This is a genomic window from Streptosporangium sp. NPDC002544, from assembly GCF_040295965.1.
Classification (GTDB): domain Bacteria; phylum Actinomycetota; class Actinomycetes; order Streptosporangiales; family Streptosporangiaceae; genus Streptosporangium.
Genome location: NZ_JBEOWJ010000005.1, coordinates 262,889 through 288,586 on the forward strand (window position 1 = coordinate 262,889; position 25,698 = coordinate 288,586).

The window sequence follows — 25,698 nt, forward strand, 5'->3', positions numbered from 1 at the left end:
TCGGCCGCGTCGCCGCGACCCCCGCTGGTCTTCCGGTCCCGTGATCGGGAACCGGTCACCGGGTCCTCGTTCTCGGCCCTGGTTGTGCGGAGAAATCTAGGAATGACTACTTGCGGGTCACTTGTGCCCTGGTTGTGGCCGGAGGCGGAGGTTCCTGACCGTCGTGGCCGCCTCCGGACGATCCGCGGGAGCGGGTGGCCTCCCCACGCGGCCCGGCCCGTCGAAGCGGTCCCCGTCCCGCTGAATCCGGGAAACGCGAAGAAAAGCGCCCGGTGATCGGCGGGGCTTTTTCATGTGGTAATTCATATTTCTGAAATTCAACAGGTATTGACGAAATTCTTGATGGCTTGCAAAGTGATCACTGCAGTCCCGCCATTCACTCTGGTACGACCTGACCTCACATTCGGAGAGCGCGAAAAATGAGAAGGTTCCTGGCATTCGCCGCCGCGACGTTGACGGCCGCGGCGGGAATGGTCGTCGCGGCGCTTCCCGCCCAGGCAGCCCCTGCGAACAGGCTTTCCGTCCTGTCGGCGCTCCCGGCGGTGGACGCCGTGGTCGTCGCCGACGGGGTGCGCCTGCGGGCCAGCGCCGGAGGCTCGACGGTTATCGGCTATCTCTATTACGGCGATTACGGGCAGGTGCTGAATCCGAACTCGACGAGCGGCTGGTGCAACTTCCGGCTGGGCGGCAGATCGGCCTCGGGACTGGCGGCGGGCACCACGGGATGGGTCTCGTGCAGCTACCTGGCCAGGGAGGACGGTCTGGGCGCCGACGGCTCGGACGTCGACACCCTGCGGGGATAGACCCGGCCGCCCGGCTCCCCACGGCCGGGCGGCCGTTTTCCGTTGTGAAACCCCGTGCGAGATCCCGTACGAAACCCCGCGTGAATTCCCGCGCGAAACCCCGTCGTCGCGCGAGGCTTCGACATCGCGTGAGCCCCCAACGTCGTGAGGCCCCAGCGTCGTGAGGCCCCGGCATCGCGCAAGACCCCAGCGCCGCGTCGTGAGGCCTCGGCGTCGCGAAGCCCTAACTTCGCGAAGCCCCAGCGTCGCGTGAGCCCCCGCCGTCGCGTCACCCGTCCAGGAGCTTGAGGCCGATGACGCCGACCAGGATGAGCGCCAGGCAGGCGAGCCGGCCGGGGGCCGCGCTCTCGCCCAGGGCGACGATGCCCACCGCGGCGACCCCGAGCGTGCCGAGCCCGACCCAGACCGCGTACGCGGTGCCCATGGTCAGCGTCCTGAGCGCGAAGGTGAGCATGACGAAGCTCAGGACCGCCGCCGTCACCCCGACGAACGCCGGCCAGAGCCGGGTGAACCCGTCCGAGCGTTCGAGCGCGGTGGCCCAGACGATCTCCAGCGCGGCGGCCACGAGAAGCAGGACCCAGGCCATGGCGGTCAGGCCGTGGTGCCGGCGTCGACGGTGATGGTGGCGCCGGTGATGTTCCTGCCGCCCTCTCCCGCCAGGTGCGCGACGGTGGCGGCGATGTCGCCGGGGGCGCAGTAGCGGTCCAGGGCGGTGAAGCGCCGCTCCTCCTCCGCCTCAGGGCTGTCGGCCGGGTTCATCTCGGTGTCGGTCGAACCGGGCTGGACGAGGTTGGCCGTGATGCCCCTCGGCCCCAGGTCCCTGGCGAGCCCCTTGGTCAGGCCGACCAGCGCGGACTTGCTCATCGCGTAGAGCGTCCACCCCGGGTACGGCACGCGCTCGGCGAGGCTGCTGCCGACGCAGATGATCCGGCCATCCCGGCCCATGTGCCGGGCCGCCGCCTGGGCCAGCACGAACGAGGCGCGGGAATGGATCGCGAGGGTGCTGTCGACCTCGGCAAGCGTCACCTCCTCCAGCGGGCCGAACGGGGCGACGCCGGCGTTGCTGACCAGGATGTCGATCCGCCCGAACTCGGCGACCGTCCGCTCGACCGCGGCGACCAGCACCCCGGCGTCGGTGGCCTCCGCCGCCACGGCCAGCCCGCGGGCGCCGGCGGCCTCGATCTCCTTGACGACCGCCGCCGCCCGCTCCGCCGAGCGCGCGTACGTGATCACCACGTCGGAGCCCTCGGCGGCGAGGCGTACGGCGACGGCGGCGCCGATCCCACGGCTTCCCCCGGTGACGAGCGCGACTCTGCGTGTCATGTGTGCTCCTTAAGCGGAATCAGTTCCGCTTAACTGTAAAGCGGAACTGATTCCGCTTACAAGTCTCCAGTAGCCTGTGATCGTGGACGTCGTCATGAACCCGCGCCGCGAGCGGGTCGACGCGGCGCGCAACCGGGAGAAGATCCTCGCCGCCGCCGCGGGCATCGTCGCCGCTCACGGCGTCGAGGGACTGTCGATGGCGGAGGTCGCCGCCGCCGCGGGGGTCGGAGTCGGCACGCTGTACCGCAGGTTCGGCGATCGCTCGGGGCTGGCGTACGCGCTCATCGACGAGCGGGAACGCGAGTTCCAGGCGGCCTTCATCGAGGGGCCGCCGCCGCTGGGGCCCGGTGCCGACGCGCCCGCCCGCATCCGCGGCTTCCTGCACGCCCTCGCCGACAGGACCGTGGAGCAGATCGACCTGCTGGTGATGGCCGAGACGGCGACGCCGTTCGCCCGCTTCGGCGGTGCCTACGACGCCTACCACGCCCACCTGTCGATGCTCGTCGGCCAGGCCAGACCCGGCGCCGACGCCTACGTCCTCGCCGACGCCCTCCTCGCTCCGCTGGCCGCGCCGCTGCTCGCCCACCGCCTGCGCGACCGCGGGGTGACGGTCGAGCGCGTCAAGGCCGGGCTGGACGACCTGCTGGCCGCCTTCACTCCTTAAGCCTTCACTCCTTAAAAGGAAGCGGGCACGGACGTCCGTCCGTGCCCGCGTGTGCCGCACCCCGGTGCGGCCCGCTCCGGTCAGGCGCCGCGCCTGGCGGCCACCTTCCTGATGAGGGGCGTGAACAGCGCCAGTACCGCCACGACCAGCAGCGTCGCCGCGATCGGGCTTTTGACCAGGACCGTCACGTCACCCGCGCCGATGGCCAGGGCCCGGCGAAGCTGGATCTCGGCCATCGGGCCCAGGATCAGGCCGATCACCGCGGGGGCGACCGGCAGGCCGAACCGGCGCATCGCGAAACCGAGCAGGCCCAGGAGATAGAGGATGACCAGCTCCACCCAGGAGGAGTTCAGCGCGTAGACGCCGAGCGCCGCGAACAGCGCGATCCCCGAGTAGAGGTAGGGGCGGGGGATGTGCAGCACCCGGGCCCAGAGCGGGGCCAGCGGCAGGTTGAGCACCAGCAGCATGGTGTTGCCCACGAACAGCGAGGCGATCATGCCCCAGACCAGTGCCGGGTTGTGGTCGAACAGTTGCGGCCCCGGCTGCAGCCCGTACTGCTGGAAGGCCGCCAGCAGGATCGCGGCCGTCGCGGAGGTGGGCAGGCCCAGGGTGAGCAACGGGACCAGCGTGCCCGCCGCCGAGGCGTTGTTGGCGGCCTCGGGACCCGCGACGCCCTCGATGGCGCCCTTGCCGTACTCCTCGCGGGCGATCCCGCGCGCCAGGCGCTTCTCGATCGAGTACGACAGGAACGTCGGGATCTCCGCTCCGCCACCGGGCAGCGCGCCGAAGGGGAAGCCGAGTGCGGTGCCGCGCAGCCAGGGCCGCCAGGAACGCGACCAGTCGGAGCGGCCGAGGAACGCCCGGCCGACCGGGATCACCTCCGGCTGGCCGTGCCGCAGCCGGGAGGCGACGTAGAGCACCTCGCCCACGGCGAACAGACCGACCGCGACGATCACCACGTCGATGCCGTCGAGCAGTTGCGGCACGCCCAGCGTCAGCCGGGCCTGGCCGGTCTGCTGGTCGATGCCGATGAGCCCGATGACCAGGCCGAGCCCCAGGGACGCCAGCCCCCGTACCACGGAGCGGGACAGCACGGACGAGACGGCCGTGAAGGCCAGAATGGCCAGTGCGAAGTAGTCCTCGGGGCCGAAGGAGATGGCGAAGTCCACCACCAGGGGCGCCGCGACGACCAGCAGCGCGGTGGCGATGGTGCCCGCGACGAACGAGCCGATCGCGGCGGTCGCCAGCGCCTGGGCGGCCCGGCCCCGCTTGGCCATCTTGTTGCCCTCCAGCGCGGTGATCATCGAGGAGCTCTCACCGGGCGTGTTGAGCAGGATCGAGGTGGTCGACCCGCCGTACATGCCGCCGTAGTAGATGCCCGCGAACATGATGAACGCGCTGGCCGGAGGGACGGTGAAGGTGATCGGCAGCAGCAGCGCCACGGTCATGGCCGGGCCGATGCCGGGCAGCACGCCCACCAGTGTGCCCAGCGTGACGCCCACCAGCGCGTACAGCAGGTTGACCGGGGTGAGGGCGGTCGCGAAGCCCTCCAGCAGCAACTGGAACGAGTCCACTCAGATCACCCCGGACAGCAGCCCGGCCGGCAGCGTCACGCCGAGCCCTTTGACGAAGGCCAGGTAGGTGGAGGCGGACAGCAGGATCGCGATGACGCCCGCGCGCAGCCGGTGGGGGGCGCCGAGCGTCACGGACAGGCCGAAGAAGAGCAGCGCGCCCGCGATGATCCAGCCGAGCAGGTCGAGCAGCCCGGCGAAGGCCAGGAAGATCACGCTGACCAGCGCGACGGTGCGCCAGTCCGCCCGCGCGCCGGAGTCGGCGTCCTCGGCGTCCTCGGGATCGCCGTGGCCTCCCCTGAGCACGTCGATCACGTAGAACAGCCCGATCAGCAGCATCGCCGCCCCGACCAGGGCGGGGAAGAACCGGGGACCGAGACCGAAGGAGGAACCCGGGGCGGTCACGTCCGCGGTGCCGACGATCACGAACGCCCCCAGCGCGAGGACCAGCACCGCCAGCCCCAGCTCGGGCCGCCGCCACGACCAGCCGGCACCGGTCTCGGAGGCCGGACGGGGATGCGCGCCGGTCTCCTGGCCGGTACCGCCGTCGCCGGCGCGGGCGACGGCGACGGCGACGGGTTCGTGTCCGGTGCCGGACGGGTCTTTCGCGGACGACATCAGGAGACGAGGCCCATCTCCGCGATGACCGCCTTGACCTTGGTCTGCTCCGCGGTGAGGAAGTCGGCGAACGGCTGCCCGGTCTGGAAGACGTCGGTCCAGCCGTTCTTGATCACCGCGTCCTTCCAGGCCGGCGAGTCGTGCATCTTGGTGACCAGCTCGGTGAGCTCCTTCTTCGCCCCGTCGTCCAGCCCGCCGGGCGCGACGAAGCCTCGCCAGTTGGCCAGCTCCACGTCCAGGCCGCCCTCCTTGAGGGTCGGGGCGTCCACGTTGTCGAGCCGGGCGGGCGAGCTGACCCCGAGGGCGCGCAGCTTGCCGGACTTCACGTGCTCGGCGAACTCGCCGATACCGGAGATCCCGGCCGCGACCTTCTCACCGAGCAGCGCGTTGAGCGCCTCGCCGCCGCCGGAGTGGGCGATGTAGTTGACCTGCTTGGGGTCGATGCCCGCGGCCTTGGCCATCAGGCCCGCCACGATGTGGTCGGTGCCCCCGGCGGAGCCACCCGCGATGGCGACCCTCGCGGGGTCCGCCTTCCACGCCGCCGTCAGGTCGGCCAGCGTCTTGTAGGGCGACCCTGCGGGAACCACGACGATCTCGTACTCCTCGGTCAGCTTCGCGATGGGCGTGGTGTCGGCCAGGGTGACCTTCGACTTGTTCTGCTCCACCGCACCGACCATCACCAGGCCCATGGTCATCAGCAGGTTGCCGTTGCCCTTCTCACCCGCGAGCTGGGCGAGGCCGATGGTGCCTCCCGCGCCTGGCACGTTGTAGATCTCGACCTTGCGGGACGGATCGGCGGACTTCAACGCCTCTCCCGCGACGCGGGAGGTCTGGTCCCAGCCGCCTCCCGGTGAGGCCGGAGCCATGATTCTCAGCGCGCTGGTACCTGAGCTGCCACCGGAACCGCAGGCGGTGAGGGCGGCGAGGGACAACACCGCGAGGGTGGCGAGTCTCCGAAGACGCATGGTCGAACTCCCAACAACATGAACAGAGCGTGGTGAGGATGGTGACCGCAGCCGGTCGCCGTGTCGATCCTTTGCGTGTTTGCCGTCGTATCGGTCATATTGGTCACGCGCCCCCGCGACCTCGTCGTTATCTCGGGCTGCTTTCATCGACCTTCCCTGACCAGGGAGTCAACTCGTGCGACGCTTAGTCAACGCCTCGCTCGGCACCCAGCTTTTCGTGTTGCAGACAGTGATCGTGTTTCTCGCGGTCGGCGGTACGGCGGGCGTCTGGATGGAGCACACCCGTGAGCTGCTGGACCGGCAGTACCAGCAGCGTGCCCTGGCGATCGCCGAATCCGTGGCGGGGCTTCCCCAGGTGCGGGAGGCGTTCACCAGGGCGCGGCCCGAACTGAGCCTGCAGCCGATCGCGGCCGGGGTGCAGGCGGCCACCGGCGCCGACTACGTGGTGATCGCCAACCGGAACCAGATCCGCTACGCCCACCCCAACACGGCCCTGATCGGCAAGCGGCTGTCCACCGACGGCTCGCAGGTGATGACGGACGGGCACCCCTGGACCGGCATCCAGACGGGAACGCTCGGCCGCTCGGTGCGCGGCAAGGCGCCGATCTTCGACTCCTCGGGGAAGGTCATCGGCCTGGCCTCGGTCGGGATCCTGGAGGAGACCGTCGACGACCAGCTCGGCGCGGCGCTCCCGCCGCTGTTCTGGACCGTGCTCGCGGTCCTGGCCGCCGGGTCGGCCGCCGCCGCGCTGATCGTCCGGAGGGTTCGCCGTCAGACGTTCGGCCTGGAACCGGCGGAGATCGCGGCCCTGCTCGAACAGCGCGAGGGCGTGCTGCACGGCGTCAAGGAGGGGGTGCTCGCCCTTGATCTGGCGGGCCGGGTGACGCTGGTCAACGACGCGGCACGCGACCTGCTCGGACTCTCCCAGCACGACGTCGGCCGGAGCCTGGGGGAGATGCCGCTCTCCGGCCGGATGCGGGACGTGCTGGACGGTGTGGACCCCGGTGACGACCGGGTGGTGCTCCACCGTGACCGGGTGCTGGTGCTCAACCGGACCCCGGTGGCGGTACGGGAGCGGCAGAGCGGCTGGGTGGTCACCCTGCGGGATCGGACCGAGCTGGTGCGGCTGGCACGCGAGCTCGACCAGGCCAGCACCACGACCGGCGCGCTGCGCGCGCAGGCCCACGAGTTCGCCAACCGGATGCACACCGTGGTCGGCCTGCTGGAACTCGGCGAGTACGAGACGGCCGTCAGTTACATCACCCAGACCACCGAGGCGTACAGCAGGCACGCCTCGGGCGTCCGGGAGAAGGTCGCCGACCCGACGCTGGCCGCGCTGCTGCTGGCGAAGTCGGCAGAGGCGGCCGAGCGGGGCGCCACCCTGGTGCTGTCCGACGACTCCCGGGTGGAGGAGGGCATGCTCGGTGATCCGCACGACGCGGTCCTGGTCGTCGGCAACCTGGTCGCCAACGCCCTCGACGCGTTGCAGGAGAGTGGGGGAACGGTGGAGGTCTCGGTCCGTACCGAGGCGGACGGGCTGCACATCCGGGTCGGCGACTCCGGTCCGGGGATCACCCCGGGCCTGGTCCACGAGGTGTTCCTGGAGGGCTTCACCACCAAGGTGGCCCACGCCGGGCCACGGGGCCTGGGGCTGGCACTGACCCGCCAGACGTGCTCGCGCCGGGGTGGCTGGGTACGGGTGCACAACGCGGGCGGCGCCGTCTTCACCGCGCTCCTCCCCACGGGTGAGCCCGCGCCGTCTTCCGAGAGGGAGCCCGCCGGCCCCGGGGAGCTCACGGAACGGCAGACGCGGAGATGACCGGGGACGGGCACGTGGGGGAGATCCGTGTACTGGTGGTGGACGACGACTTCATGGTGGCCAGGATCCACGGCGGCTACGTCGCCAGGGTGCCCGGCTTCACGGTCGCCGACGTCGTGCACACCGGAAGTGCCGCCATCGAGTCGGTCACGACGCACGGGCCCGACCTGGTGCTGCTCGACATCTATCTGCCGGACATGTCGGGACTCGACGTACTCATGACACTCAGGGGAGCCTCGCACCCGGTGGACATCCTGATGATCACCGCCGCGCGTGACGTGGCCACGGTCCGGGCGGCCATGCGCGGCGGCGCGGTCAACTACCTGATCAAACCTTTCACCGCCCGCGCCCTCACCGACCGCCTCGAACAGTACGCCGAGATGCGCCGGAGGCTCGCCACCCTCGGGGACGAGGCGCGCCAGGACGAGGTCGACCAGCTCTTCGGCACGGTCAAGGGGGTCCCACTGCCGCTGCCCAAGGGGTTGTCGGCCACCACGTGCACCCTGGTGGCCACCGCGCTCAGGAAGAGCGACACCGACATGTCGGCGGCCGAGGCGGCGGCGATCACCGGTCTCTCCAGAGTCAGCGCCCGCCGGTACCTTGAGCACCTGTGCGCGGCGGGCCAGGCGGAGCTCCGTCCGAAGTACGGCACCGCTGGTCGGCCTGAGCATCGCTACCGCTGGACTGGTTGATTTGTTATTTATTTTCGGGTGTTGGTTGACCAGTGTGGTTTAGGGTTGCGGGAGGTGGAAGCTGCGAAGCAGGAGGAGACGGAGGCCGTGCGGAACGCCGGAGCGTCTGTGGACCCGCCGACGGACCCCTTTGAGGCGATACCGCTTCCCTCACGTCCCGTCCCGCCCGGCGCCCGTGATCCACGCCTTCCTCCGGGAGCACCGGGCGGCCAGTCCAAGGACGGCTCGCGCCTCCCCCCGGGAGTCTCCCCCGACATCTTCGGCCCCACCGGCTTTGGCGGTCCCGCCGCACCGGCCCGCGGGGCGACGGCGCTTCCGCCCGCGGCACAGCCTCCGCAGCCCTGGCAGATGGCGGCCCCGCCCGAGCCCTCGTTCCGGCGAGACGAGCCCTCGCTCGTCCCCGGCGGCGACGGGGGGTTCCCACAGTCCAGCGGCCTCCGTTACGAGGAGCCCTCCCCGAGCCGGCGCAAGGGCCGCAGGATCGTCCTGATCATCCTCGCCGTGCTGTTCGTCGCCGCTCTCGCCTACGCGGTGCCCGCGGTCGTCATGTCCGGCAAGATGCTGCCGGGCACCGTGGTGCGGGGTGTCGAGATCGGCGGCCTGACCGCGACCGAGGCGGCCGACAAGCTCAGAGACCGTCTGGCGGGTGAGGCGTCGAAGGAGATGACCCTCCTGGCCGCGGGCAAGCGCCACGAATTCGACCCGGGCAAGGCGGGTCTGGAGTTCAACGTGGTCGCCACCATCGACCAGGCGCCCAGCGACTTCCCCACTCCCGCCGAGGTATGGCGGGCCTTCACCGGCACCACCGAGCTGGAGCCCAAGGTCTCCACCGACGCCGAGGCCATGAAGACCGCGGTCGCGAGCCTGGCCAAGAAGATCGACCTCAAGGTCCGCGAGGGCTCGGTCACCTTCGAGGGCGTCAAACCCGTCGTCGTGACGCCCCGCGACGGCAGGGAACTGGAGAGGGAGGCCGCGGTCGCCGCGATCACGGACGCCTTCCTCGGTCCGGCGAAGGAGGTCAGGCTCCCGGTCTCGGTGATCAAGCCCAAGGTCGGCGCGGAGACGGTCAAGAAGGCCGCGAACGACGCGGTCAAGGCCCTGTCCGGGCCGGTCACCCTGACTTTCTCCGGCAAGCAGGTCCAGTTGCCGGTGGAGACCCTCGCCGCGCACCTGTCCTTCGAGCCGGACGGCTCCGGCGGCATGCGCCCGGTGTTCGACGCCAGAAGCGCGGTGGCCTCCGTGGAGGACAAGCTCGTCGATCCGGCCCTGGCCCCGCGCGACCCCACCTTCCAGATCATCGCGGGCAAGCCGAAACTGGTGCCCGGCCGCAAGGGGAAGGGCGTCGACGACGAGCGGCTCGCGGCCGACGTGGCCGAGATGGTCTCCCGCAACGGAGAGCGGACGATCCCGGTGGCCATGACCACGGTCCGGCCGCGGATGTCCGACGCCGAGGCGCGCAAGCTCGGCATCAAGGAGCGGATCAGCCAGTTCACCACGCCCTACGAGTGCTGCCCGCCACGGGTGACCAACATCAGGGCGCTCGCCAAGCTGCTGGACGGTTACCTGGTCAAGCCGGGCGAGACCTTCTCGCTCAACGGCGTCATCGGCCAGCGCGACACCGCCCGCGGCTTCGTCCCCGCTCCCATGATCCAGGGCGGCAGGCTGGTCGACTCGGTCGGCGGTGGAATCTCCCAGTTCGTAACCACGATGTACAACGCGGTGTTCTTCGGCGGCCTTGAGGACGTCCAGCACATGGCACACGAGTTCTACATCTCCCGCTACCCCGCCGGACGGGAGTCCACGGTCTCCTGGCCCGAGCCCGACTTCCGCTGGAAGAACGACTCGCCGTACGGGGTGCTGGTGAAGACCTCCTTCGACAACAACGGGGTCACCGTCGCCTTCTGGAGCACCAAGCGGTACGAGATCGAGTCGATCTCGTCCGAGCGCTACAACATCACCCCGTTCAAGAGCGCGACCGACAGCGGCCCCAACTGCATCCCGATGGTCGGCCAGCAGGGGTTCACGATCGACGTCTGGCGCGTCTTCAAGCAGAACGGCAAGGAGATCAAGCGCGTCAAGGAGACCACGGTCTACCGCCCCGAACTCGACCTGAAGTGCGTGCGTGCCGATGGCGACGCTGACGCGTCGCAGTGAGGCCGCTCTTATCCGGCTCCTTCCCTCGTCGAGCGGGGTCGTTCGTTCCTCACGACCCCGCTCTCCTCAGTCCAGTCCCCGGCGCGGCCTCACGGGTAGTCCCTCGTGGACGGAGTAGGGGCACCTCCCCGCAGGAGTCCTGAGGGTGGTTTGTGGAGTGGTTGCCGAGCAACCTTTTGGAGAGCGGTTGGATAATGCGGGGATGAAGATCTGGGTCCCCTCGAAAGCCGCCGCCGACGTTCTGTGTGATCTGCCCGAAGTGGAGTGCGTCGTCTATGACGGCACGGAGCCGGTGCCGGAGGGGGCGGAGCAGGTCGAGGTCTGGATCCCACCGCTGACGCCGGTGGCGGATCTCCCCGATCTGCTCGCCCGGATGACCGGCCTGCGGTTGCTGCAGACCGTCACGGCGGGTGTCGACGCCTACCGGCCGCACCTGGCGGAGGGGGTGACGCTGTGCAACGCCCGGGGCGTGCACGACGCGGGTACCGCCGAGTGGGCGGTGGGAGCCATGATCTCCGTGCTCCGGGAGTTCCCCGGGTTCGTCCACGCGCAGCGGAGGGGTGAGTGGACCTACCACCACACCGGGGTGCTGGCCGACTCCACGGTCCTGATCGTCGGCTACGGCTCGATCGGTGAGGCGCTGGAGCGACGGCTCGACGGTTTCGAGGTGGACGTCGTCCGGGTGGCCAGGACCGCCAGGCCCGGCGTGCACGGCATGGACGAGCTGCCCGCCCTGCTGCCCGCGGCGGATGTGGTGGTGCTGCTCGTACCGTCCACCCCTGAGACCGCGGGCATGGTGGACGCCGGGTTCCTGGCGGCGATGAAGGACGGCGGCGTCCTGGTGAACGCGGCCAGGGGCCCGGTGGTGGACACCGCCGCGCTCGTCGCCGAGCTGGGCAGCGGCCGGATCCTGGCCGCGCTCGACGTCACCGACCCCGAACCGCTGCCCGAGGGACACCCGCTGTGGAGCGCGCCGGGGGTCTTCATCACCCCGCACGTCGCGGGCAGCAGCCCGGCGTCCGTACGGCGCACGCTGAAGCTGCTCCGCTCCCAGCTGCTGCGTTACCTCGCGGGGGAGCCGCTCAAAAATGTGATCACGGGTTCCTACTGACCGGCAAAGGAATCCGGACCGTGGCTACCTCGTGACCTGCGGTGCGTAGCGTCGGCGGAAACGATGTCCATCGCCCGCGCGGTTATCAGATCGGTGACGACTACGGCGTTGTCACCCCTCGCGCGGGCCGGACGGCCCACACTGGCCGTGTGTCGGTACGAGCGCCGAGGACGAAGGACGACGCGCTCGCGCCGGTGACATGAGCGCAGCGAGCAAGAGATGCTGCGGGAGCAGAACACACTGAAACGACACCGATAGGCAGACGACATTGATCCGCTGGCGTGACCCCCGGGTACCGCTGACCGCCGCCGCCGTCGGCGTGGTGGGGCTCGTTGCCGCTCTTGTCAGCGGCGCTCCCGCCGTGGTCGTCGAGGCGGTGGCAGGTGTCGTCACCGCGGCGGCCGCCGCGGGTTCACTGTTCGCCGCGGCCTCCAGGGTGATCGGCCGGCGCAGGGCGCTGGCCTGGCGCTGGCTGGCGGGTGGTTCGGTCACCTGGCTGGTCGGGGTGGGGGTGCGGCCGATCGCGGACGGCGCGCCGTTCGTGGTGACCTTCGCAGACCTGGTGCTCCTGGCCGGTACGGCCATGATCGCCGTCGGTACCGCGCTGTCGGCGGCCAGGCCCGCCCGAGGGCATGCCCTGCTGCGCGATCTCGCCGACTCCTACGTGTGCGCCGCCTCCATCCTGGTGATCATCTGGGTGACGCTGGTGGGGCCGGTCTACCGCGACGCCGGCGACGCGGGCAATGCCGCGGTCACCTTCGCCTCACCCCTGTTCTGCCTGATCCTCGCCTGCGTCGTGGGCCCCGCCGTGGTGCCGATCAGGCGGTCGGCCTGGCCGGTCGGCCTGGCGGCGCTGGCCGTGCTGGCCGCCGTCGCGACCTCCGAGACGACCACCGCGCTGGCCCGGGTGAGCGGCGACACGCCGTCGCTCACCTGGGTGTGGCTGGCCCCCGCCGCGTTCCTGGTGCTCGCCGTGGTCCCGTGGAGCGGGCGCGCGGCGCGGTCGCCGGATCTCGAGGACGACGAGCCGTTCCTCCGCGAGAGCACGTCCTCGCTGATCGCGGCGGTGCCGCTGTTCCTCGTCGCGGTGGCCGCCGTCGTCGTGCTCCTGAAGGTGATCGGGGGCGGGGTACAGGGGCCGCCGGTGGTTCTGGCCTCGGTGTGCGCGTCGATCGTCGCGGTCCTGCTGGTACGTATGTTCGTGATGCTGCTGGAGACCGGGCGGCTGCGGAGCCTGCTCCATCTCGGTGAGCGGCAGCTGCACGACCTGGCCGAGAGCGCCGGCGACGTGGTCCTGCTCTGCGACTACGACGGTGTGGTGCGGCAGATCGGCGAGGGTGTCGAGATCACGTACGGGTACCGCCCCGAGGAGCTGGTCGGCGGGAAGATCTTCGACTACATCCACCCCGAGGACGTGCCGGGAATCCAGGGGGCGCTGAGCGCGATGAGCCTGGAGGAGGAGACCGAGGAGGGGCCTGGCGCATGCATGGTCGCCTGCCGGGTCCGAGCCTCCGACGGTACCTGGCGCCCCGCCGAGTCGGTCGCCACCCGGCACGTGCGCGGCGAGGGCCTGCTGCTCGTCACCACCCGTGACATCAGCGACCAGGAGGCCCTGCGCAGCCAGGTCGCCCACCTGACCTTCCACGACGGTGTCACGGGCCTGCCCAACCGGGCCTACTTCGAGGAGCGCACCCGCGAGGTGCTCGGCCGTCCCGGCGCGAACAGCGTCGCCGTGGTCTTCCTGGACCTGGACGGCTTCACCGCGGTGAACGACTCGGTCGGCCACGCCAGCGGCGACTACCTGCTCGGCCAGGCGGCCCGCAGGCTGCGCGCCGCGGTACGGACCGACGACACCCTGGCGCGCTGGGGCGGAGACGAGTTCGCGGTGCTGCTTGAGGCGGTCGACGCCCAGACGGCGGTGGACCTGGCCGAGCGACTGGTCCGTACGGTCTCCTCCGAGCCGTTCCGGGTGGCCGACCGTGACATCGCGCTGACCGCGAGCGTCGGGGTGGCCTTCGCGGCCGACGACGTCTCCTCCGCCGATCTGATCCGCAACGCCGACGTGGCGATGGCCAGGGCCAAGGAACTGGGCGGGCGCAGGGTCGAGGTGTTCGCCGCGCACATGCACGCCGACGTGGTACGGCGCCTGGAGCTCGCCGCCGACCTGCAGCGGGCGCTGCTGGAAGACCAGTTCGTGATCGAGTACCAGCCGGTGGTCGACCTGGCCACCTCGCGCGTCACCGCCGTCGAGGCGCTGGTGCGCTGGTGCCGGGGGGGCGAGTTCGTACCGCCCGAGCAGTTTCTCGGCCCGGCGGAGGACACCGGCCTGATCGTGCCGCTGAGCGAGTGGATCCTGCGCGAGGCATGCCGGGAGGTGGCCACCTGGCGCGCCTCCGCCTGGGAGATCGGCCTCTCGCTCAACCTGTCCGCCCGGCAGATCATGGCGCCGCGTTTCGTGGAGACCGTCGAGTCCGCCCTGGTCGAGAGCGGGCTGCCACCCAGCGCGCTGACCCTGGAGGTCATCGAGGAGATGCTGGTCGAGGACGCCGAGCAGACCATCACCCGGCTCTCCGAGCTACGTACCCTCGGGGTCCGGCTGGCCATCGACGACTTCGGCACCGGTTACGCCTCGCTGGCGCTGCTGCGGCAGCTCCCGGTCGACATGATCAAGATCGACCCCTCCTTCGTGTCCGGGCTCGGTTGCGACGAGACGCTGACCCTGCTGACCCGTACGATCGTGCGGCTCGGTCACGACCTGGGGCTGATCGTGGTCGCCGAGGGCATCGAGCGGCCCGAGCAGCTGGAGTTGCTGCGTGAGATGGGCTGCACCCGAGGCCAGGGATTCCTGGTGGCGCGCCCGATGGCCGCGCGCGGCGTCGACTCGCTGATGCGTACCAGCCTCTCCAGCCTGGGGACTCACGCCTGACCTCACATCTCGGACTCTGAGATATCTGTCCCATGAATTTGACGTGGGGCCACTCCGTCGGCCAAGGTGGAGGCATGCAGATTGACCGTGGGATCCTCGTAGTACTTCACCGGCGCGCAGGTCGCTGAGCGAAGTACTCCGACCTGCGCGCCGCCCCAGCTCCGCCGACCAAGCGGAATGGGGCATTTTTTATGCCATTAAGCATGTTCAGCCACAAGGAACGAGCCGATGACCGAACAGATGACAGGAGCCCAGGCCCTCGTTAGGGCGCTGGAGCACGTCGGAGTCGACACTGTGTTCGGGATCCCGGGCGGCGCGATTCTCCCCGCCTATGATCCGCTCTACGACTCGACCAAGGTCCGGCACGTGCTTGTACGGCACGAGCAGGGTGCGGGGCATGCGGCCCAGGGGTATGCGCAGGCCACCGGCAAGGTCGGAGTCTGCATGGCCACCAGCGGTCCCGGCGCGACCAATCTGGTCACCCCGATCGCCGACGCCTACATGGACTCGGTCCCGATGGTCGCGATCACCGGTCAGGTGGCCAGCGCCGCCATCGGCACCGACGCCTTCCAGGAAGCCGACATCTCCGGCATCACCATGCCGATCACGAAGCACAACTTCCTGGTCACCGACCCGAACGACATCCCCAGGACGATCGTGGAGGCATTCCACATCGCCTCGACCGGGCGTCCGGGGCCGGTGCTGGTCGACATCGCCAAGGACGCGCTCCAGGCGAAGATGACCTTCGAGTGGCCGGTCGTCATGCAGCTGCCCGGCTACCGGCCGGTGACCCGGCCGCACTCCAAGCAGATCCGCGAGGCGGCCAAGCTCATCGTCGAAGCCGGCAGGCCGGTGCTCTACGTGGGCGGTGGCGTGCACCGGGCCGGCGCGTCGGCGCAGCTGCTGGAGTTCGCCGAGCTGACCGGCATCCCGGTGGTCACCACCCTGATGGCGCGGGGCACCTTCCCCGACAGCCATCCGCAGCACATGGGCATGCCCGGCATGCACGGCTCGGTGTCGGCGGTCGGCGCGCTGCAGAAGGCCGACCTGATCATCGGACTCGGTGTCCGCTTCGACGACCGTGTCACCGGCGACCTGTCGACCTTCGCGCCGTACGCGAAGATCGTCCATGCGGACATCGACCCGGCGGAGATCTCCAAGAACCGGCACGCGGACGTCCCGATCGTGGGCGACTGCAAGGAGGTCATCTCCGACCTGATCGCCGCGGTGCGCGGTGAGGGACGCAAGGGCGACTACGCCGAGTGGTGGACGGCGCTCAACACCTACAAGGCGACCTACCCGCTGGGTTACACCGAGTTCGAGGACGGCTCCCTCGCCCCGCAGTACGTGATGGAGCGGCTGGGAGCGATCGTCGGCCCGGACGCGATCTACACCGCGGGGGTCGGCCAGCACCAGATGTGGGCCGCGCAGTTCATCGGTTACGAGAACCCCGGTACGTTCATCAACTCCGGCGGCGCGGGCACGATGGGCTTCTCGCTGCCGGCGGCGATGGGCGCCAAGATGGGCCGGCCCGACACCACGGTCTGGGCCATCGACGGTGACGGCTGCTTCCAGATGACCAATCAGGAGCTCGCCACCTGCACGATCGAGGGCGTGCCGATCAAGGTCGCGATCATCAACAACGGTAACCTGGGCATGGTCCGGCAGTGGCAGACGTTGTTCTACAACGAGCGTTACTCCAACACCGACCTGCAGACGGTCCGCCGCATCCCCGACTTCGTCAAGCTCGCCGAGGCCTACGGTTGCGTGGGCCTGCGGTGCGAGCGCCCCGAGGACGTGGACGCGACGATCAAGAAGGCCATGGAGATCAACGACGTGCCGGTGGTCGTCGACTTCGTGGTGCACCAGGACGCCATGGTGTGGCCGATGGTCGCGGCCGGGACCAGCAACGATGACATCAAGTTCGCGCGCGACATGGCGCCGGTCTGGGACAGCGAGGACTAGGCATGAGCAGGCACACGCTCTCCGTGCTGGTGGAGAACAAGCCCGGCGTGCTCGCGCGCGTCGCGTCGCTGTTCAGCCGCAGGGGATTCAACATCGACTCGCTGGCGGTCGGGCCGACCGAGCACGCGGACATCTCCCGGATGACCATCGTGGTCAGCGTCGCCGACCTGCCGCTGGAGCAGGTCACCAAGCAGCTGAACAAGCTCGTCAACGTGCTGAAGATCGTGGAGCTCGACCCGGCGCAGTCGGTGCAGCGCGAGCTCACACTGATCAAGGTGCGGGCCGACGCGGACAACCGCTCCAGCGTGCTGGAGCTGGTCAACCTGTTCCGGGCGCGCTGCGTCGACGTCTCCTCGGACGCGGTGACCATCGAGGTCACCGGCACGCCGGACAAGCTGCAGGCCTTCATCAAGGTCCTTGAGCCGTTCGGCATCAAGGAGCTCGTCCAGTCGGGCATGGTGGCCATCGGCCGCGGCGCCCGTTCCATCACCGACCGTTCTCTCCGGGCCCTGGACCGGACCGCGTAACGCACCCGAGAAATCCGAAAGGTTAAGCAAGTGACTGAGATCTTCTACGACGACCAGGCCGACCTGTCGATCATCCAGGGCCGGCACGTCGCCGTTCTGGGATACGGCAGCCAGGGCCACGCCCACGCGCTCTCGCTGCGCGACTCCGGCGTGGACGTCCGGGTCGGCCTGCCCGAGGGTTCCAAGAGCCGGGAGAAGGCCGAAGCCGACGGCCTGCGGGTGCTCACGCCCTCGGAGGCCGTCGAAGAGGCCGACCTGACCATGATCCTCGCGCCGGACCACATCCAGCGCCACCTGTACGCCGACCACGTGGCCCCGAACCTGGTCGAGGGCGACGCGCTCTTCTTCGGGCACGGCCTGAACATCCGCTACGGCCTCATCGAGGCGCCGGAGGGTGTGGACGTGGCCATGGTCGCCCCCAAGGGCCCCGGTCACCTCGTGCGCCGCCAGTACACCGCGGGCCGCGGTGTGCCGTGTCTCGTCGCGGTGGAGAAGGACGCCAGCGGGAACGCCCTGGACCTCGCCCTGTCGTACGCCAAGGGCATCGGCGGCACCCGCGCCGGCGCGCTGAAGACGACCTTCAAGGAGGAGACCGAGACCGACCTGTTCGGTGAGCAGGCCGTGCTCTGCGGCGGCGTGTCCGAGCTGATCAAGGCCGGTTTCGAGACCCTGATCGAGGCGGGCTACCAGCCCGAGGTCGCCTACTTCGAGTGCCTGCACGAGATGAAGCTGATCGTCGACCTGATGTACGAGGGCGGCATCCACAAGATGTACTGGTCGGTCTCCGACACCGCCGAGTACGGCGGCTACTCCCGCGGCCCGCGCGTGGTGACGCAGGAGACCAAGAAGGAGATGCAGCGCATCCTCGCCGAGATCCAGTCCGGCGAGTTCGCCAGGGAACTGGTGGAGGAGTTCGACAGCGGCCAGAAGAAGTTCACCGCCTACCGCGAGGAGCTCGCCGAGCACCCGATCGAGAAGACCGGTGCCAAGCTCCGTCCGATGATGAGCTGGCTCAAGTAGGAGCCGCCCGCACCGGGCACCCCGTACGGCCCGCGCCCCCGCGACGAGTTCACGTCGCGGGGGCGCGGGCCGTTCCGGTGCGGATGGCCGACCGGCTCTCCCGCCCTGGCCGGGGTGGGAGAGCCGGTCGGACGCCGGGTCCGGCCGGGCTGGGCGCCCGCCCGGATCCGGTGCCCGGTGATGCTCAGTGCTTGGCGAAGATCTGGGTCCAGTAGATGCCCTGGGAGCCGGTGGCCACGCCCACCCCGAGATGGGTGTAGGCGCAGTTCATGATGTTGGCCCGGTGCCCGGTGCTGCCCATCCAGCTCTGGAGCACGTCGGCCGGGGTGCGCTGGCGCATCGCGATGTTCTCGGCCCAGGCACGCATCGGGCTGAACCCGCTCGCCTTGATGCGGGTGGTCAGGTCCCTGCCGTCCGGCGAGGTGTGGCTGAAGTAGTTCTTGGCGGCCATGTCGGCGGAGTGGCTCTGCGCGGCCGAGCGCAGCTGGGGGTCGGAGACGAGTGGAGCGCAGCCGCCCTTCTGCCGCTCGGCGTTGGTCAGGCGCACCACCTCCTCGGAGACGGCGGACCCTCCTCCCGGTGCGGGGGTGGTGGGGGACGGAGCCGGTGTCGGCTCGGTGGTGGCCGTCGGGGTGGGGGCCGGGGCGGTGGAGGTGGAGCTCGGGGTCGGGGTGGCCGCGGGGGAGCAGGCGAGCCTGACGGCCTTGGAACGGCTGACGCTGCCCCGGTAGTCGGTGACGACGGAGTAGTAGACGCCGGGGGCGCACGCCAGTCTCACGGTCACCCGCCCGTTGGTCCCGCGCAGGGAGGCGCTCTTGACGACCGGGTCGGCGCCGGCCACGGCGCGCTTGATGCGGATGCGGACCAGCGCGGTGTCGTCGCAGCCCAGCCGGGCGGCGGAGGCCTGGATCCGTCCCGCCGCGGTGACGTACGGCTTGGCGGCGTACACGCGGCACTCGGCCAGGGGGGCGGCCGCGGCGTGCGCGGTGGCGATCGGCGTGCTGAGGGCCGCCAGGCTCCCGAGGCACAGCAGTACCCCTAGCGGTCTGCGCATGTCGGTTCCTCCAGTTGGTGAGACGCTGGACGGTTCCGCATTCTGTCGGGGACAGATCGGGCTTGTCAGCAAATTACCGACATTAATTATGGGCTCCAGGTAAACCAGAGTGATCACATAGGCGTCTGGGACCGGCGATGCACCGGTCCAAATTTGGGGCGATCTGCCATAGAAAGTCCCTTTGTGGCCTGTCTGAGCTGGACATTCATGACATTGGTCGGTATAGAGATCGACTGGACCGGGTCGGGCGAAGGGTGCCCCTCGGAGCGGAAGGGAAAAAATATTCACGTTGCCCGGGGCCTACCAAGCGGTCGCTCGCTGCGATTGAATATGGCATGATCTCCCCGGCGCCATCCCCCGCCGTCGTCACCGTGCCGCGCGGCGTGCGCATCGGCTACGGTGTCGGCTCGATCTGCACCGCGACCTTCTCCACCGTCCCCGGGCTGCTGCTGCTCTTCTACATGACGAACGTGCTGGCGATTCCCGCCTGGATCGCCGGGGTGGTGGCCTTCCTCCCCAAGCTCTGGGACATGTTCATCAACCCCTGGGTGGGTCAGCGCTCCGACCGGACGGTCTCCCGCTTCGGGGCCCGCCGCCCGTGGATGCTGCTGGGCGCGCTCACCCTGCCGGTGGCCTTCGCGCTCACCTTCGCGGGCCCTCCGCTCACCGGCCTGTCCGCCGCGCTGTACGTCGGCCTCTGCTACTTCCTCACCGCGACGGCCTACGCCTTCTACGAGGTGCCGTACAAGGCGATGCCGGCGGAGATGACCGACGACTACCACGAGCGCTCCTCCCTGCTGCAGTGGAAGATGGTCTTCGTCGGTCTGGGGATCCTGCTCTCCGGGGCCGTCGCGCCGGTGATCGCGGGCACCGAGGTCTCCGGCTACCGGACCATGGGGCTGGTCGTCGGCGCGGCGCTGCTGCTGTCGATGCTCGCCTCCTTCTTCGGCACGGCCCGCGCCCCGATGGTCGCGCGGGCCGAGGCGGAGCCGTCGCTCGGCGCCCAGTTCACCGCCGCCCGCTCGAACGGGACGTTCATGGTGCTGCTCGGGCTGAGCTGCGCCCAGATGCTCGCGGCCGGGATCATGCTGGCCGGTGCACCGTACTTCGCCACCTACACGCTGGGTGATCCGGCGGCGACCACCACGCTCTTCGTGAGCCTCGTCGGCCCGCTGCTGATCACCATGCCGCTCTGGGTCTGGCTGTCCAAGCGTTACGACAAGCGCGGGGCGATGATCCTGTCGTCGGCGCTGTTCACGGTGGGCACCGTCGGGATGGTCTTCTCGGGACCGCTCGGCTCGGTGTACGCGCACGCCTGCGTGCTTCTCGTCGGCATCGGTTACGCGGGTTTCCAGCTGCTGCAGTTCTCGATGCTCTCGGACGTGATCGTCCATGACACGCTGGTCACCGGAAAGCGGCGTGCGGGGGTGTTCACCGGGCTCTGGACCGCCGCCGAGACCGTGGTCTTCGCGTTCGGCGCGCTCATCCTCGGCTGGCTGCTCGGCGCGACCGGATTCGTGGAGTCCGACCCCGCCACACCGGTCGCGCAGCCCGAGTCGGCGACCACGGCCGTGCTGTACGGCGCGACGCTGCTGCCCGCGCTGCTGATGGTGGTCAGCATCCTGCTGACCATGCGCTACACCCTGACCGCGGAGAAACTCAGGGAGGCCGGAGCCGGGGTGACCGAGGCAGCGGAGACCGAGGCCGGAGCGGCGGAGACCCAGGCCGACTGAGGAGGATGACCGGGTCCGGTTCGGGGTGATCGCGGCCCGGACCCGGGAGGGCCGGGCGGTGGGGTCATGACAACAGCTGAGGCGTGATCATCAGGAAGCCGCAGTCGCCGAAGGAGACGACGTCGCCCGGCCGGACCTTCGCCGGGCCGACCAGGCGCCAGTCGTTCAGCCGGGTGCCGTTCAACGAGCCGAGGTCGACGAGGACCCAGCCGTCCTCGTCGCGGCGGAGCTCGGCGTGCACCCGGGAGACGGTCAGGTCGGCGAGGACCAGGTCGCAGGCGGAGCCCCGGCCCACCACGTAGCGGGCCCGGTCGTCGGCGGGCAGTGCCAGCCTGGGCAGCCTGGGACGCCGCCAGGCCGACTCCACCCGCTTGGTGAAGTCGGAGGCCGAGGCGACGACCTCGGTGATCATGCGGCGGAACCGGCCGCGTTGCGGCAGGTCAGCGACGAGATTGTCGAGTTCGCCCTGGTTGCGCGCTCGCAGGGCCATATCGACGCGACCGAGGAACGTGTCGTGCGACAGATGCCCCTCGACAGCACGGTCACGGAGCTCGTTGATCGCACGATCGCGATCCCCGTCGGAGGCGCGGGACGGGGGATGCGTCGAGCTCATCCTCCGAGTATCGGCCCCAAGGGCGGAACCTGTCCAGAATATGCAGATCTCTTGCAACTGACATACTGGGTATGCATACTCAGTATGTATGGCGATTCGACAAGGGCTCCTCGCCCTGCTGAGCCAGGGACCTCGCTACGGCTACCAGTTGCGCGCCGAGTTCGAGGCGTCGACGGGGGCGGCCTGGCCGCTCAACATCGGTCAGGTCTACACGACGCTCTCCCGGATGGAGCGCGACGGCCTGGTGAGCCCCGGTGAGCAGGACGAGCAGGGCCGGGTCGTCTACTCGATCACCGAGGCCGGTCGGGCCGAGATGGAGCGATGGTTCGGCACCCCCGTCGTCCAGTCGGACCGGCCTCGGGACGAGCTGGTCATCAAGCTCGCGATGGCGGTCACCGCCGCCGCGGACGTACGGCCGATCATCCAGGCCCAGCGCACCGCGACCATGCGCACGCTGCAGGAGTTCGTCCGCGCCAAGCGCGCGAACGTCGAGAGCCCGGCCCAGCGGCTGGTGCTCGACTCGATGATCTTCCAGGCCGAGGCCGAACAGCGCTGGCTCGACCACTGCGAGGCCGTGCTCACGGCCACTGCCGAACCTCCGACCCCCTAGGTGCGGGCTTTCCGGAAACAGGCCCGGGAACGCCAGGTCCCGGCCACGGGATCTCGACGCGGGCCCTTCAGACGTAGGAGACAGACTTGACATCCTTCCCCCACTCGAATCCAGCGCTCCGGACGCCGGAGGGACCCAGATGACCCTCGGCCCCGTCGTGCGGCTCGCCGAGGTGACCCGTACGCACGGTGCGGGATCGCAGGCCGTGACGGCACTGCGCGGGGTGAGCCTCGACGTCGAGGCCGGAGAGCTGGTCGCGGTGATGGGCCCCTCCGGGTCGGGCAAGTCCACCCTGCTCAACCTCGCCGGCGGCCTGGAGGGGCCCACCTCCGGATCGGTGACCGTCGAGGGCACGCCGCTGGCGAGCCTGTCGGTACGGGAGCTCGCCGGGCTCCGGCGCAGGCACGTGGGTTATGTCTTCCAGGACCTCAACCTGATCCCCTCGCTCACCGCGCTGGAGAACGTGACCCTCCCGCGCGAGCTGGACGGAGTCGCCTTCAAGGTCGCCCGCCGAGAGGCGTTGGAGGTGCTCGCCGAGGTCGACCTCGGCGAGGTCGCCGACCGCTTCCCCGACGAGATCTCCGGCGGCCAGCGCCAGCGGGTCGCCATCGCCCGCGCGCTGGTCGGGGAGCGGCGGCTGCTGCTGGCCGACGAGCCCACCGGCGCGCTGGACACCCCGACCGGCGACGACATCCTCCGGCTGCTGCGCACCCGCTGCGACGCGGGAGCCGCCGTGCTGCTCGTCACCCACGAACCCCGCTACGCCGCCTGGGCCGACCGGGTGGTCTTCCTGCGCGACGGCGAGATCGCCGACTCCACCGCCGTCCCTCTGGAGAGCGCCCGATGAGCGCGCGAACGGACACCCGGCCGCGAGGCGGGAGGAACAGATGAGCGCCCTCCTCGCCGCGTTGCGGATCTCCCGCAGGGACGCCCTGCGGGCCGGCGGCCGCAGCGCGCTGATCATGCTGATGATCGGCCTGCCCGTTCTCGTCATCACGGGTTTCCTGACCCTGGTCGAGACCGCCGACATCAACCCCCGCGAGGGCCTCACCGCCGACCTCGGCACGGCCGACGCCCTGATCCGGATCGCCTCGGTGCAGGGGGAGGTGAGGCAGGACATCAGAGGCCGGATGTGGTCGAGTAACGAGGCGTCCAGTGGTCCCGCGCGGCCCAGGACACAGGCCGAGGTGGGAGATCTCCTCGGGCCCGGGGTCCGGTTCCTCCCGGCGAACGAGGGCAGCGTCGACTACCTGGCCGCCGACGGCCGCGACCACGTGAGCGCGCGCGAGGTGGACCTGCGAGACCCTCTGACTGCGGGAATGTACCGCCTGGTCGAGGGCCGGTTCCCGGCCTCCGCCCAGGAGATCGCGGTGACCCCGGAGCTACTGGGGCGGGGGGCTCGCCTCGGCGCGCCGCTGGAGGTCACGCGGGACAGGAAACCGATGAGGGTCGTCGGTGTGATCGAGCACCCGCACCGGACCCGTGCCACGGAGATCGTCGGGCTCCCCGGCACCCTGCTCTTCGCCCAACCCGGTACCCAGGGCACCAACTGGCTGGTCGACACCCCGGGACCGGTCACCGGGGCCGTCGTCCAGCGGCTGAACGCGGTCGGACTCCTGGTCCAGTCCCGCGCCGTCATCGAGAACCCGCCCGACCGCGACTGGCTCACGCCTTCGGGCAATGAGAACCGGCCCGTGGCGATCGGACTCGCCGGGGTCATGATCGTGCTGGAGGTGGTGCTGCTGGCCGGCCCCGCCTTCGCGGTCGGCCTCCGGCGCCGCCGCAGGGAACTCGCGCTGATCGCCGCCCAGGGCGGCTCACCGAGGCAGCTGCGTTTGATCGTCCTCGCCGACGGCATCGTTCTCGGCGGCGGGGCCGCGGCGCTCGGCCTGGTCCTCGGCGTGGGCCTGGCGTCGCTCTCGGCCGCACTGGAGGCGGGCCGGCTGATCGGCACGATCGGCCCACTGGAGATCCCCTGGCTCCCGATCGTGGGCGTCACCCTGCTCGGCGCGGGAAGCGGGGTGGTCGCCGCCCTGGTGCCCGCCGTACAGGCGGCCCGCCAGGACGTGGCGGCGGTGCTCGGCGAGCGCCGGAGCATGGTGCGCGACCGGGTGGGCCGCCCGGTGCTGGGTCTGATCCTCCTCGCGGCCGGAGTCGCGGCGACCGTCCTGTCCATCAGGTACGACGTGGTCTGGGTCTTCGCCGCCGCGGTCCTTACCCAGTTCGGGCTGGTCGCACTGGCACCGAGGCTGGTCAGGAGTGCCGCGGCCCTGGCCGCCCGGCTCCCGCTACCCTTCCGGCTGGCCGCCCGCGACGCCTCCCGCCACCGGGGCCGCACCGCTTCCGCCGTCGCGGCGGTGATGACCGCCACGGCCACGGTCGTCGCGGCCGGCATCGCGGTGAACAGTAACTTCGCCCAGAACCGGGACGCCTTCCAGGCGGTCGTCCCGGCCGGGAGCACGACGATCGAGGCCGGTGACCTCGACGACGACCGGTGGGCCACGCTGAGAGCCACCGTCGGGCGCGTGCTGCCCGGGGTGCCACTGGTCGAGGCCGCCGTGCTCAAGGACACCAGGGGGGCGTCCGTCTGGATGGAAATCCGGCCCACCGCTGAGAACGCCGAGAACGAGAGGAGACGCTTCTATGGAAATCTTCCCATCGGAGACGAACGGCTGCTCACGCTCGTGCAGGGACGGCGGGACCCCGTGGCGGCGGCCGCGCTCGCCTCGGGAAAGGCAGTGGTGTTCGATCCCCGCCTGGTGCGGGACGGGAAGCTCACCCTGAACCCCGTCGTGACGGCGACCGCGGTCCCCTTGGGAGAGGCCGTGGTGTTCGACGACGAAACCGCGATACCCAGGAACATCGTGGTTCCCGCCGTCCTGGCCAGGGCCGCCGATCCCCGGCACGCCGTCGCGGTGCTGCCAATCGCCGCCGTACGGAACGCCGGGCTGAAGACCGAGCCCCGCGTCCTGTACGTCGACCCGGCCGCACGCCGGCTCACCGAACGGCAGGGAGTGACGCTGGAATGGGAACTCGCGGCAGTGGTTCCCGGGGCCGACCTCTACGTCGCCGTCGAGCGCGGATTCCAAGGCGACATCGTCCCCGAGATGTGGCTGCTCCTGGGCGCGGCGGTCATCCTGGTGCTGGGTGGCACGTTCGTCGCCACCGGGCTCGCGGCGGCGGACATGCGGCCCGACCTCACCACGATGGCCGCCGTCGGGGCGCCGCCAGGCACACGCAGGCTGGTCGTCGCCGGGCAGGCCGGATTCATCGCGGGGCTTGGCGTGCTGATCGGCGCGGTGGCCGGCGCCGTGACGGGAGTCGCCGCGACCTGGCCTATGGCGGTTCGGACACACGGGGTCTTCTCATTCCTCCCGCCGGGCGTGCCGACGGTCGAGATCCCCTGGCTTCTCCTCGCGGCCGTGGTGATCGGTCTGCCGGTGCTGGCGGCTCTGCTGGCGGGGGTGTTCACCCGTGCGAGGGTGACCCTGACCCGCAGGACCGGCTAGCTGTGTTGACCACGAACGTTG

20 protein-coding genes and 1 pseudogene are annotated in these 25,698 nt (G+C 70.3%); 14 read left to right on the forward strand and 7 right to left on the reverse strand.

Annotated elements, in window-relative coordinates:
* Positions 1 to 419 precede the first annotated feature (419 nt).
* A complete protein-coding gene (locus ABT061_RS09845) occupies positions 420 to 803 on the forward strand; it encodes an SH3 domain-containing protein (RefSeq protein ID WP_350914683.1) in 384 nt (127 codons plus the stop codon).
* Positions 804 to 1,071: 268 nt separating this feature from the next.
* Here ABT061_RS09845 and ABT061_RS09850 read toward each other — a convergent pair whose 3' ends face one another.
* A complete protein-coding gene (locus ABT061_RS09850) occupies positions 1,072 to 1,389 on the reverse strand; it encodes a DMT family transporter (protein WP_350914686.1) in 318 nt (105 codons plus the stop codon).
* Between the two features lie 5 nt (positions 1,390 to 1,394).
* On the reverse strand, positions 1,395 to 2,126 hold the full coding sequence (locus ABT061_RS09855; RefSeq protein ID WP_350914689.1) for an SDR family NAD(P)-dependent oxidoreductase: 732 nt from the start codon (positions 2,124 to 2,126) through the stop codon (positions 1,395 to 1,397).
* Positions 2,127 to 2,208: 82 nt separating this feature from the next.
* On the opposite strand from ABT061_RS09855, the gene ABT061_RS09860 reads away from it, so the two are divergent.
* On the forward strand, positions 2,209 to 2,790 hold the full coding sequence (locus ABT061_RS09860; protein WP_350914692.1) for a TetR/AcrR family transcriptional regulator: 582 nt from the start codon (positions 2,209 to 2,211) through the stop codon (positions 2,788 to 2,790).
* 80 nt (positions 2,791 to 2,870) lie between these two features.
* Here the strand turns inward: ABT061_RS09860 and ABT061_RS09865 are convergent, their stop codons facing one another.
* The 3 genes from ABT061_RS09865 to ABT061_RS09875 are packed head-to-tail and all read right to left on the reverse strand — an operon-like array spanning position 2,871 to position 5,944.
* Positions 2,871 to 4,364, reverse strand: coding sequence for a tripartite tricarboxylate transporter permease (locus ABT061_RS09865; protein ID WP_350914695.1), 1,494 nt, complete (start codon positions 4,362 to 4,364; stop codon positions 2,871 to 2,873).
* Positions 4,365 to 4,979, reverse strand: a complete 615-nt coding sequence (locus ABT061_RS09870; RefSeq protein ID WP_350914698.1) for a tripartite tricarboxylate transporter TctB family protein — start codon at positions 4,977 to 4,979, stop codon at positions 4,365 to 4,367.
* Positions 4,979 to 5,944: a Bug family tripartite tricarboxylate transporter substrate binding protein gene (locus ABT061_RS09875; protein ID WP_350914701.1), complete on the reverse strand. Its 966-nt coding sequence runs from the start codon at positions 5,942 to 5,944 to the stop codon at positions 4,979 to 4,981. Before ABT061_RS09875 ends, ABT061_RS09870 begins: the two co-directional genes overlap by 1 nt.
* Positions 5,945 to 6,119: 175 nt before the next feature.
* Here ABT061_RS09875 and ABT061_RS09880 point away from each other — a divergent pair, with 175 nt between their 5' ends.
* The 8 genes and pseudogenes from ABT061_RS09880 to ilvC all read left to right on the forward strand — a co-directional run bounded on the left by ABT061_RS09880 (position 6,120) and on the right by ilvC (position 18,158).
* Positions 6,120 to 7,763, forward strand: a complete 1,644-nt coding sequence (locus ABT061_RS09880) for an ATP-binding protein (protein WP_350914704.1) — start codon at positions 6,120 to 6,122, stop codon at positions 7,761 to 7,763.
* A complete protein-coding gene (locus ABT061_RS09885) occupies positions 7,760 to 8,455 on the forward strand; it encodes a response regulator (RefSeq protein ID WP_350914707.1) in 696 nt (231 codons plus the stop codon). The genes ABT061_RS09880 and ABT061_RS09885 overlap by 4 nt, the downstream gene beginning before the upstream one ends.
* A gap of 348 nt (positions 8,456 to 8,803) precedes the next feature.
* Positions 8,804 to 10,609, forward strand: a complete 1,806-nt coding sequence (locus tag ABT061_RS09890) for a VanW family protein (protein ID WP_350914710.1) — start codon at positions 8,804 to 8,806, stop codon at positions 10,607 to 10,609.
* 202 nt (positions 10,610 to 10,811) lie between these two features.
* Positions 10,812 to 11,720: a 2-hydroxyacid dehydrogenase gene (locus tag ABT061_RS09895; protein ID WP_350914713.1), complete on the forward strand. Its 909-nt coding sequence runs from the start codon at positions 10,812 to 10,814 to the stop codon at positions 11,718 to 11,720.
* A 268-nt stretch (positions 11,721 to 11,988) separates the two neighbouring features.
* Entirely contained in the window at positions 11,989 to 14,646 is a 2,658-nt protein-coding gene (locus ABT061_RS09900) for a putative bifunctional diguanylate cyclase/phosphodiesterase (RefSeq protein ID WP_350914716.1), read from the forward strand.
* A gap of 225 nt (positions 14,647 to 14,871) precedes the next feature.
* A pseudogene (locus tag ABT061_RS09905) lies at positions 14,872 to 16,611 on the forward strand (acetolactate synthase large subunit); the annotation flags it as partial.
* A 2-nt stretch (positions 16,612 to 16,613) separates the two neighbouring features.
* A complete protein-coding gene (gene ilvN / locus ABT061_RS09910; RefSeq protein ID WP_343969953.1) occupies positions 16,614 to 17,138 on the forward strand; it encodes an acetolactate synthase small subunit in 525 nt (174 codons plus the stop codon).
* Between the two features lie 39 nt (positions 17,139 to 17,177).
* Positions 17,178 to 18,158: a ketol-acid reductoisomerase gene (ilvC, locus tag ABT061_RS09915; protein WP_343970053.1), complete on the forward strand. Its 981-nt coding sequence runs from the start codon at positions 17,178 to 17,180 to the stop codon at positions 18,156 to 18,158.
* Between the two features lie 184 nt (positions 18,159 to 18,342).
* On the opposite strand, the gene ABT061_RS09920 is transcribed toward ilvC, so the two are convergent.
* Positions 18,343 to 19,212, reverse strand: coding sequence for a CAP domain-containing protein (locus tag ABT061_RS09920; RefSeq protein ID WP_350914720.1), 870 nt, complete (start codon positions 19,210 to 19,212; stop codon positions 18,343 to 18,345).
* A 335-nt stretch (positions 19,213 to 19,547) separates the two neighbouring features.
* On the opposite strand from ABT061_RS09920, the gene ABT061_RS09925 reads away from it, so the two are divergent.
* A complete protein-coding gene (locus tag ABT061_RS09925) occupies positions 19,548 to 20,945 on the forward strand; it encodes an MFS transporter (RefSeq protein WP_350914722.1) in 1,398 nt (465 codons plus the stop codon).
* A gap of 64 nt (positions 20,946 to 21,009) precedes the next feature.
* Here ABT061_RS09925 and ABT061_RS09930 read toward each other — a convergent pair whose 3' ends face one another.
* Complete coding sequence (locus ABT061_RS09930; protein WP_350914725.1) at positions 21,010 to 21,558, reverse strand: FHA domain-containing protein; 549 nt, start codon at positions 21,556 to 21,558, stop codon at positions 21,010 to 21,012.
* 88 nt (positions 21,559 to 21,646) lie between these two features.
* Between ABT061_RS09930 and ABT061_RS09935 the strand changes: the two genes are divergently transcribed.
* From ABT061_RS09935 to ABT061_RS09945, 3 genes are all read left to right on the forward strand, one after another.
* Complete coding sequence (locus ABT061_RS09935) at positions 21,647 to 22,168, forward strand: PadR family transcriptional regulator (RefSeq protein WP_350914728.1); 522 nt, start codon at positions 21,647 to 21,649, stop codon at positions 22,166 to 22,168.
* A gap of 139 nt (positions 22,169 to 22,307) precedes the next feature.
* Positions 22,308 to 23,015, forward strand: a complete 708-nt coding sequence (locus tag ABT061_RS09940) for an ABC transporter ATP-binding protein (protein ID WP_350914731.1) — start codon at positions 22,308 to 22,310, stop codon at positions 23,013 to 23,015.
* Positions 23,016 to 23,055: 40 nt separating this feature from the next.
* Positions 23,056 to 25,677 carry an FtsX-like permease family protein gene (locus ABT061_RS09945; protein ID WP_350914733.1) on the forward strand — a complete coding sequence of 874 codons (2,622 nt, stop codon included), beginning with the start codon at positions 23,056 to 23,058 and terminating at the stop codon, positions 25,675 to 25,677.
* Positions 25,678 to 25,698 lie beyond the last annotated feature (21 nt).

Excerpts from the sequence above, each read along its gene's own strand:
- ABT061_RS09845 (WP_350914683.1), top strand. The coding sequence starts at position 420 with ATGAGAAGGTTCCTGGCATTCGCCGCCGCGACGTTGACGGCCGCGGCG.
- ABT061_RS09850 (WP_350914686.1), bottom strand. The coding sequence starts at position 1,389 with ATGGCCTGGGTCCTGCTTCTCGTGGCCGCCGCGCTGGAGATCGTCTGG.
- ABT061_RS09855 (WP_350914689.1), bottom strand. The coding sequence starts at position 2,126 with ATGACACGCAGAGTCGCGCTCGTCACCGGGGGAAGCCGTGGGATCGGC.
- ABT061_RS09870 (WP_350914698.1), bottom strand. The coding sequence starts at position 4,979 with ATGTCGTCCGCGAAAGACCCGTCCGGCACCGGACACGAACCCGTCGCC.
- ABT061_RS09875 (WP_350914701.1), bottom strand. The coding sequence starts at position 5,944 with ATGCGTCTTCGGAGACTCGCCACCCTCGCGGTGTTGTCCCTCGCCGCC.
- ABT061_RS09885 (WP_350914707.1), top strand. The coding sequence starts at position 7,760 with ATGACCGGGGACGGGCACGTGGGGGAGATCCGTGTACTGGTGGTGGAC.
- ABT061_RS09890 (WP_350914710.1), top strand. The coding sequence starts at position 8,804 with ATGGCGGCCCCGCCCGAGCCCTCGTTCCGGCGAGACGAGCCCTCGCTC.
- ABT061_RS09895 (WP_350914713.1), top strand. The coding sequence starts at position 10,812 with ATGAAGATCTGGGTCCCCTCGAAAGCCGCCGCCGACGTTCTGTGTGAT.
- ilvN (WP_343969953.1), top strand. The coding sequence starts at position 16,614 with ATGAGCAGGCACACGCTCTCCGTGCTGGTGGAGAACAAGCCCGGCGTG.
- ABT061_RS09920 (WP_350914720.1), bottom strand. The coding sequence starts at position 19,212 with ATGCGCAGACCGCTAGGGGTACTGCTGTGCCTCGGGAGCCTGGCGGCC.
- ABT061_RS09925 (WP_350914722.1), top strand. The coding sequence starts at position 19,548 with ATGATCTCCCCGGCGCCATCCCCCGCCGTCGTCACCGTGCCGCGCGGC.
- ABT061_RS09930 (WP_350914725.1), bottom strand. The coding sequence starts at position 21,558 with ATGAGCTCGACGCATCCCCCGTCCCGCGCCTCCGACGGGGATCGCGAT.
- ABT061_RS09935 (WP_350914728.1), top strand. The coding sequence starts at position 21,647 with ATGGCGATTCGACAAGGGCTCCTCGCCCTGCTGAGCCAGGGACCTCGC.
- ABT061_RS09940 (WP_350914731.1), top strand. The coding sequence starts at position 22,308 with ATGACCCTCGGCCCCGTCGTGCGGCTCGCCGAGGTGACCCGTACGCAC.
- ABT061_RS09945 (WP_350914733.1), top strand. The coding sequence starts at position 23,056 with ATGAGCGCCCTCCTCGCCGCGTTGCGGATCTCCCGCAGGGACGCCCTG.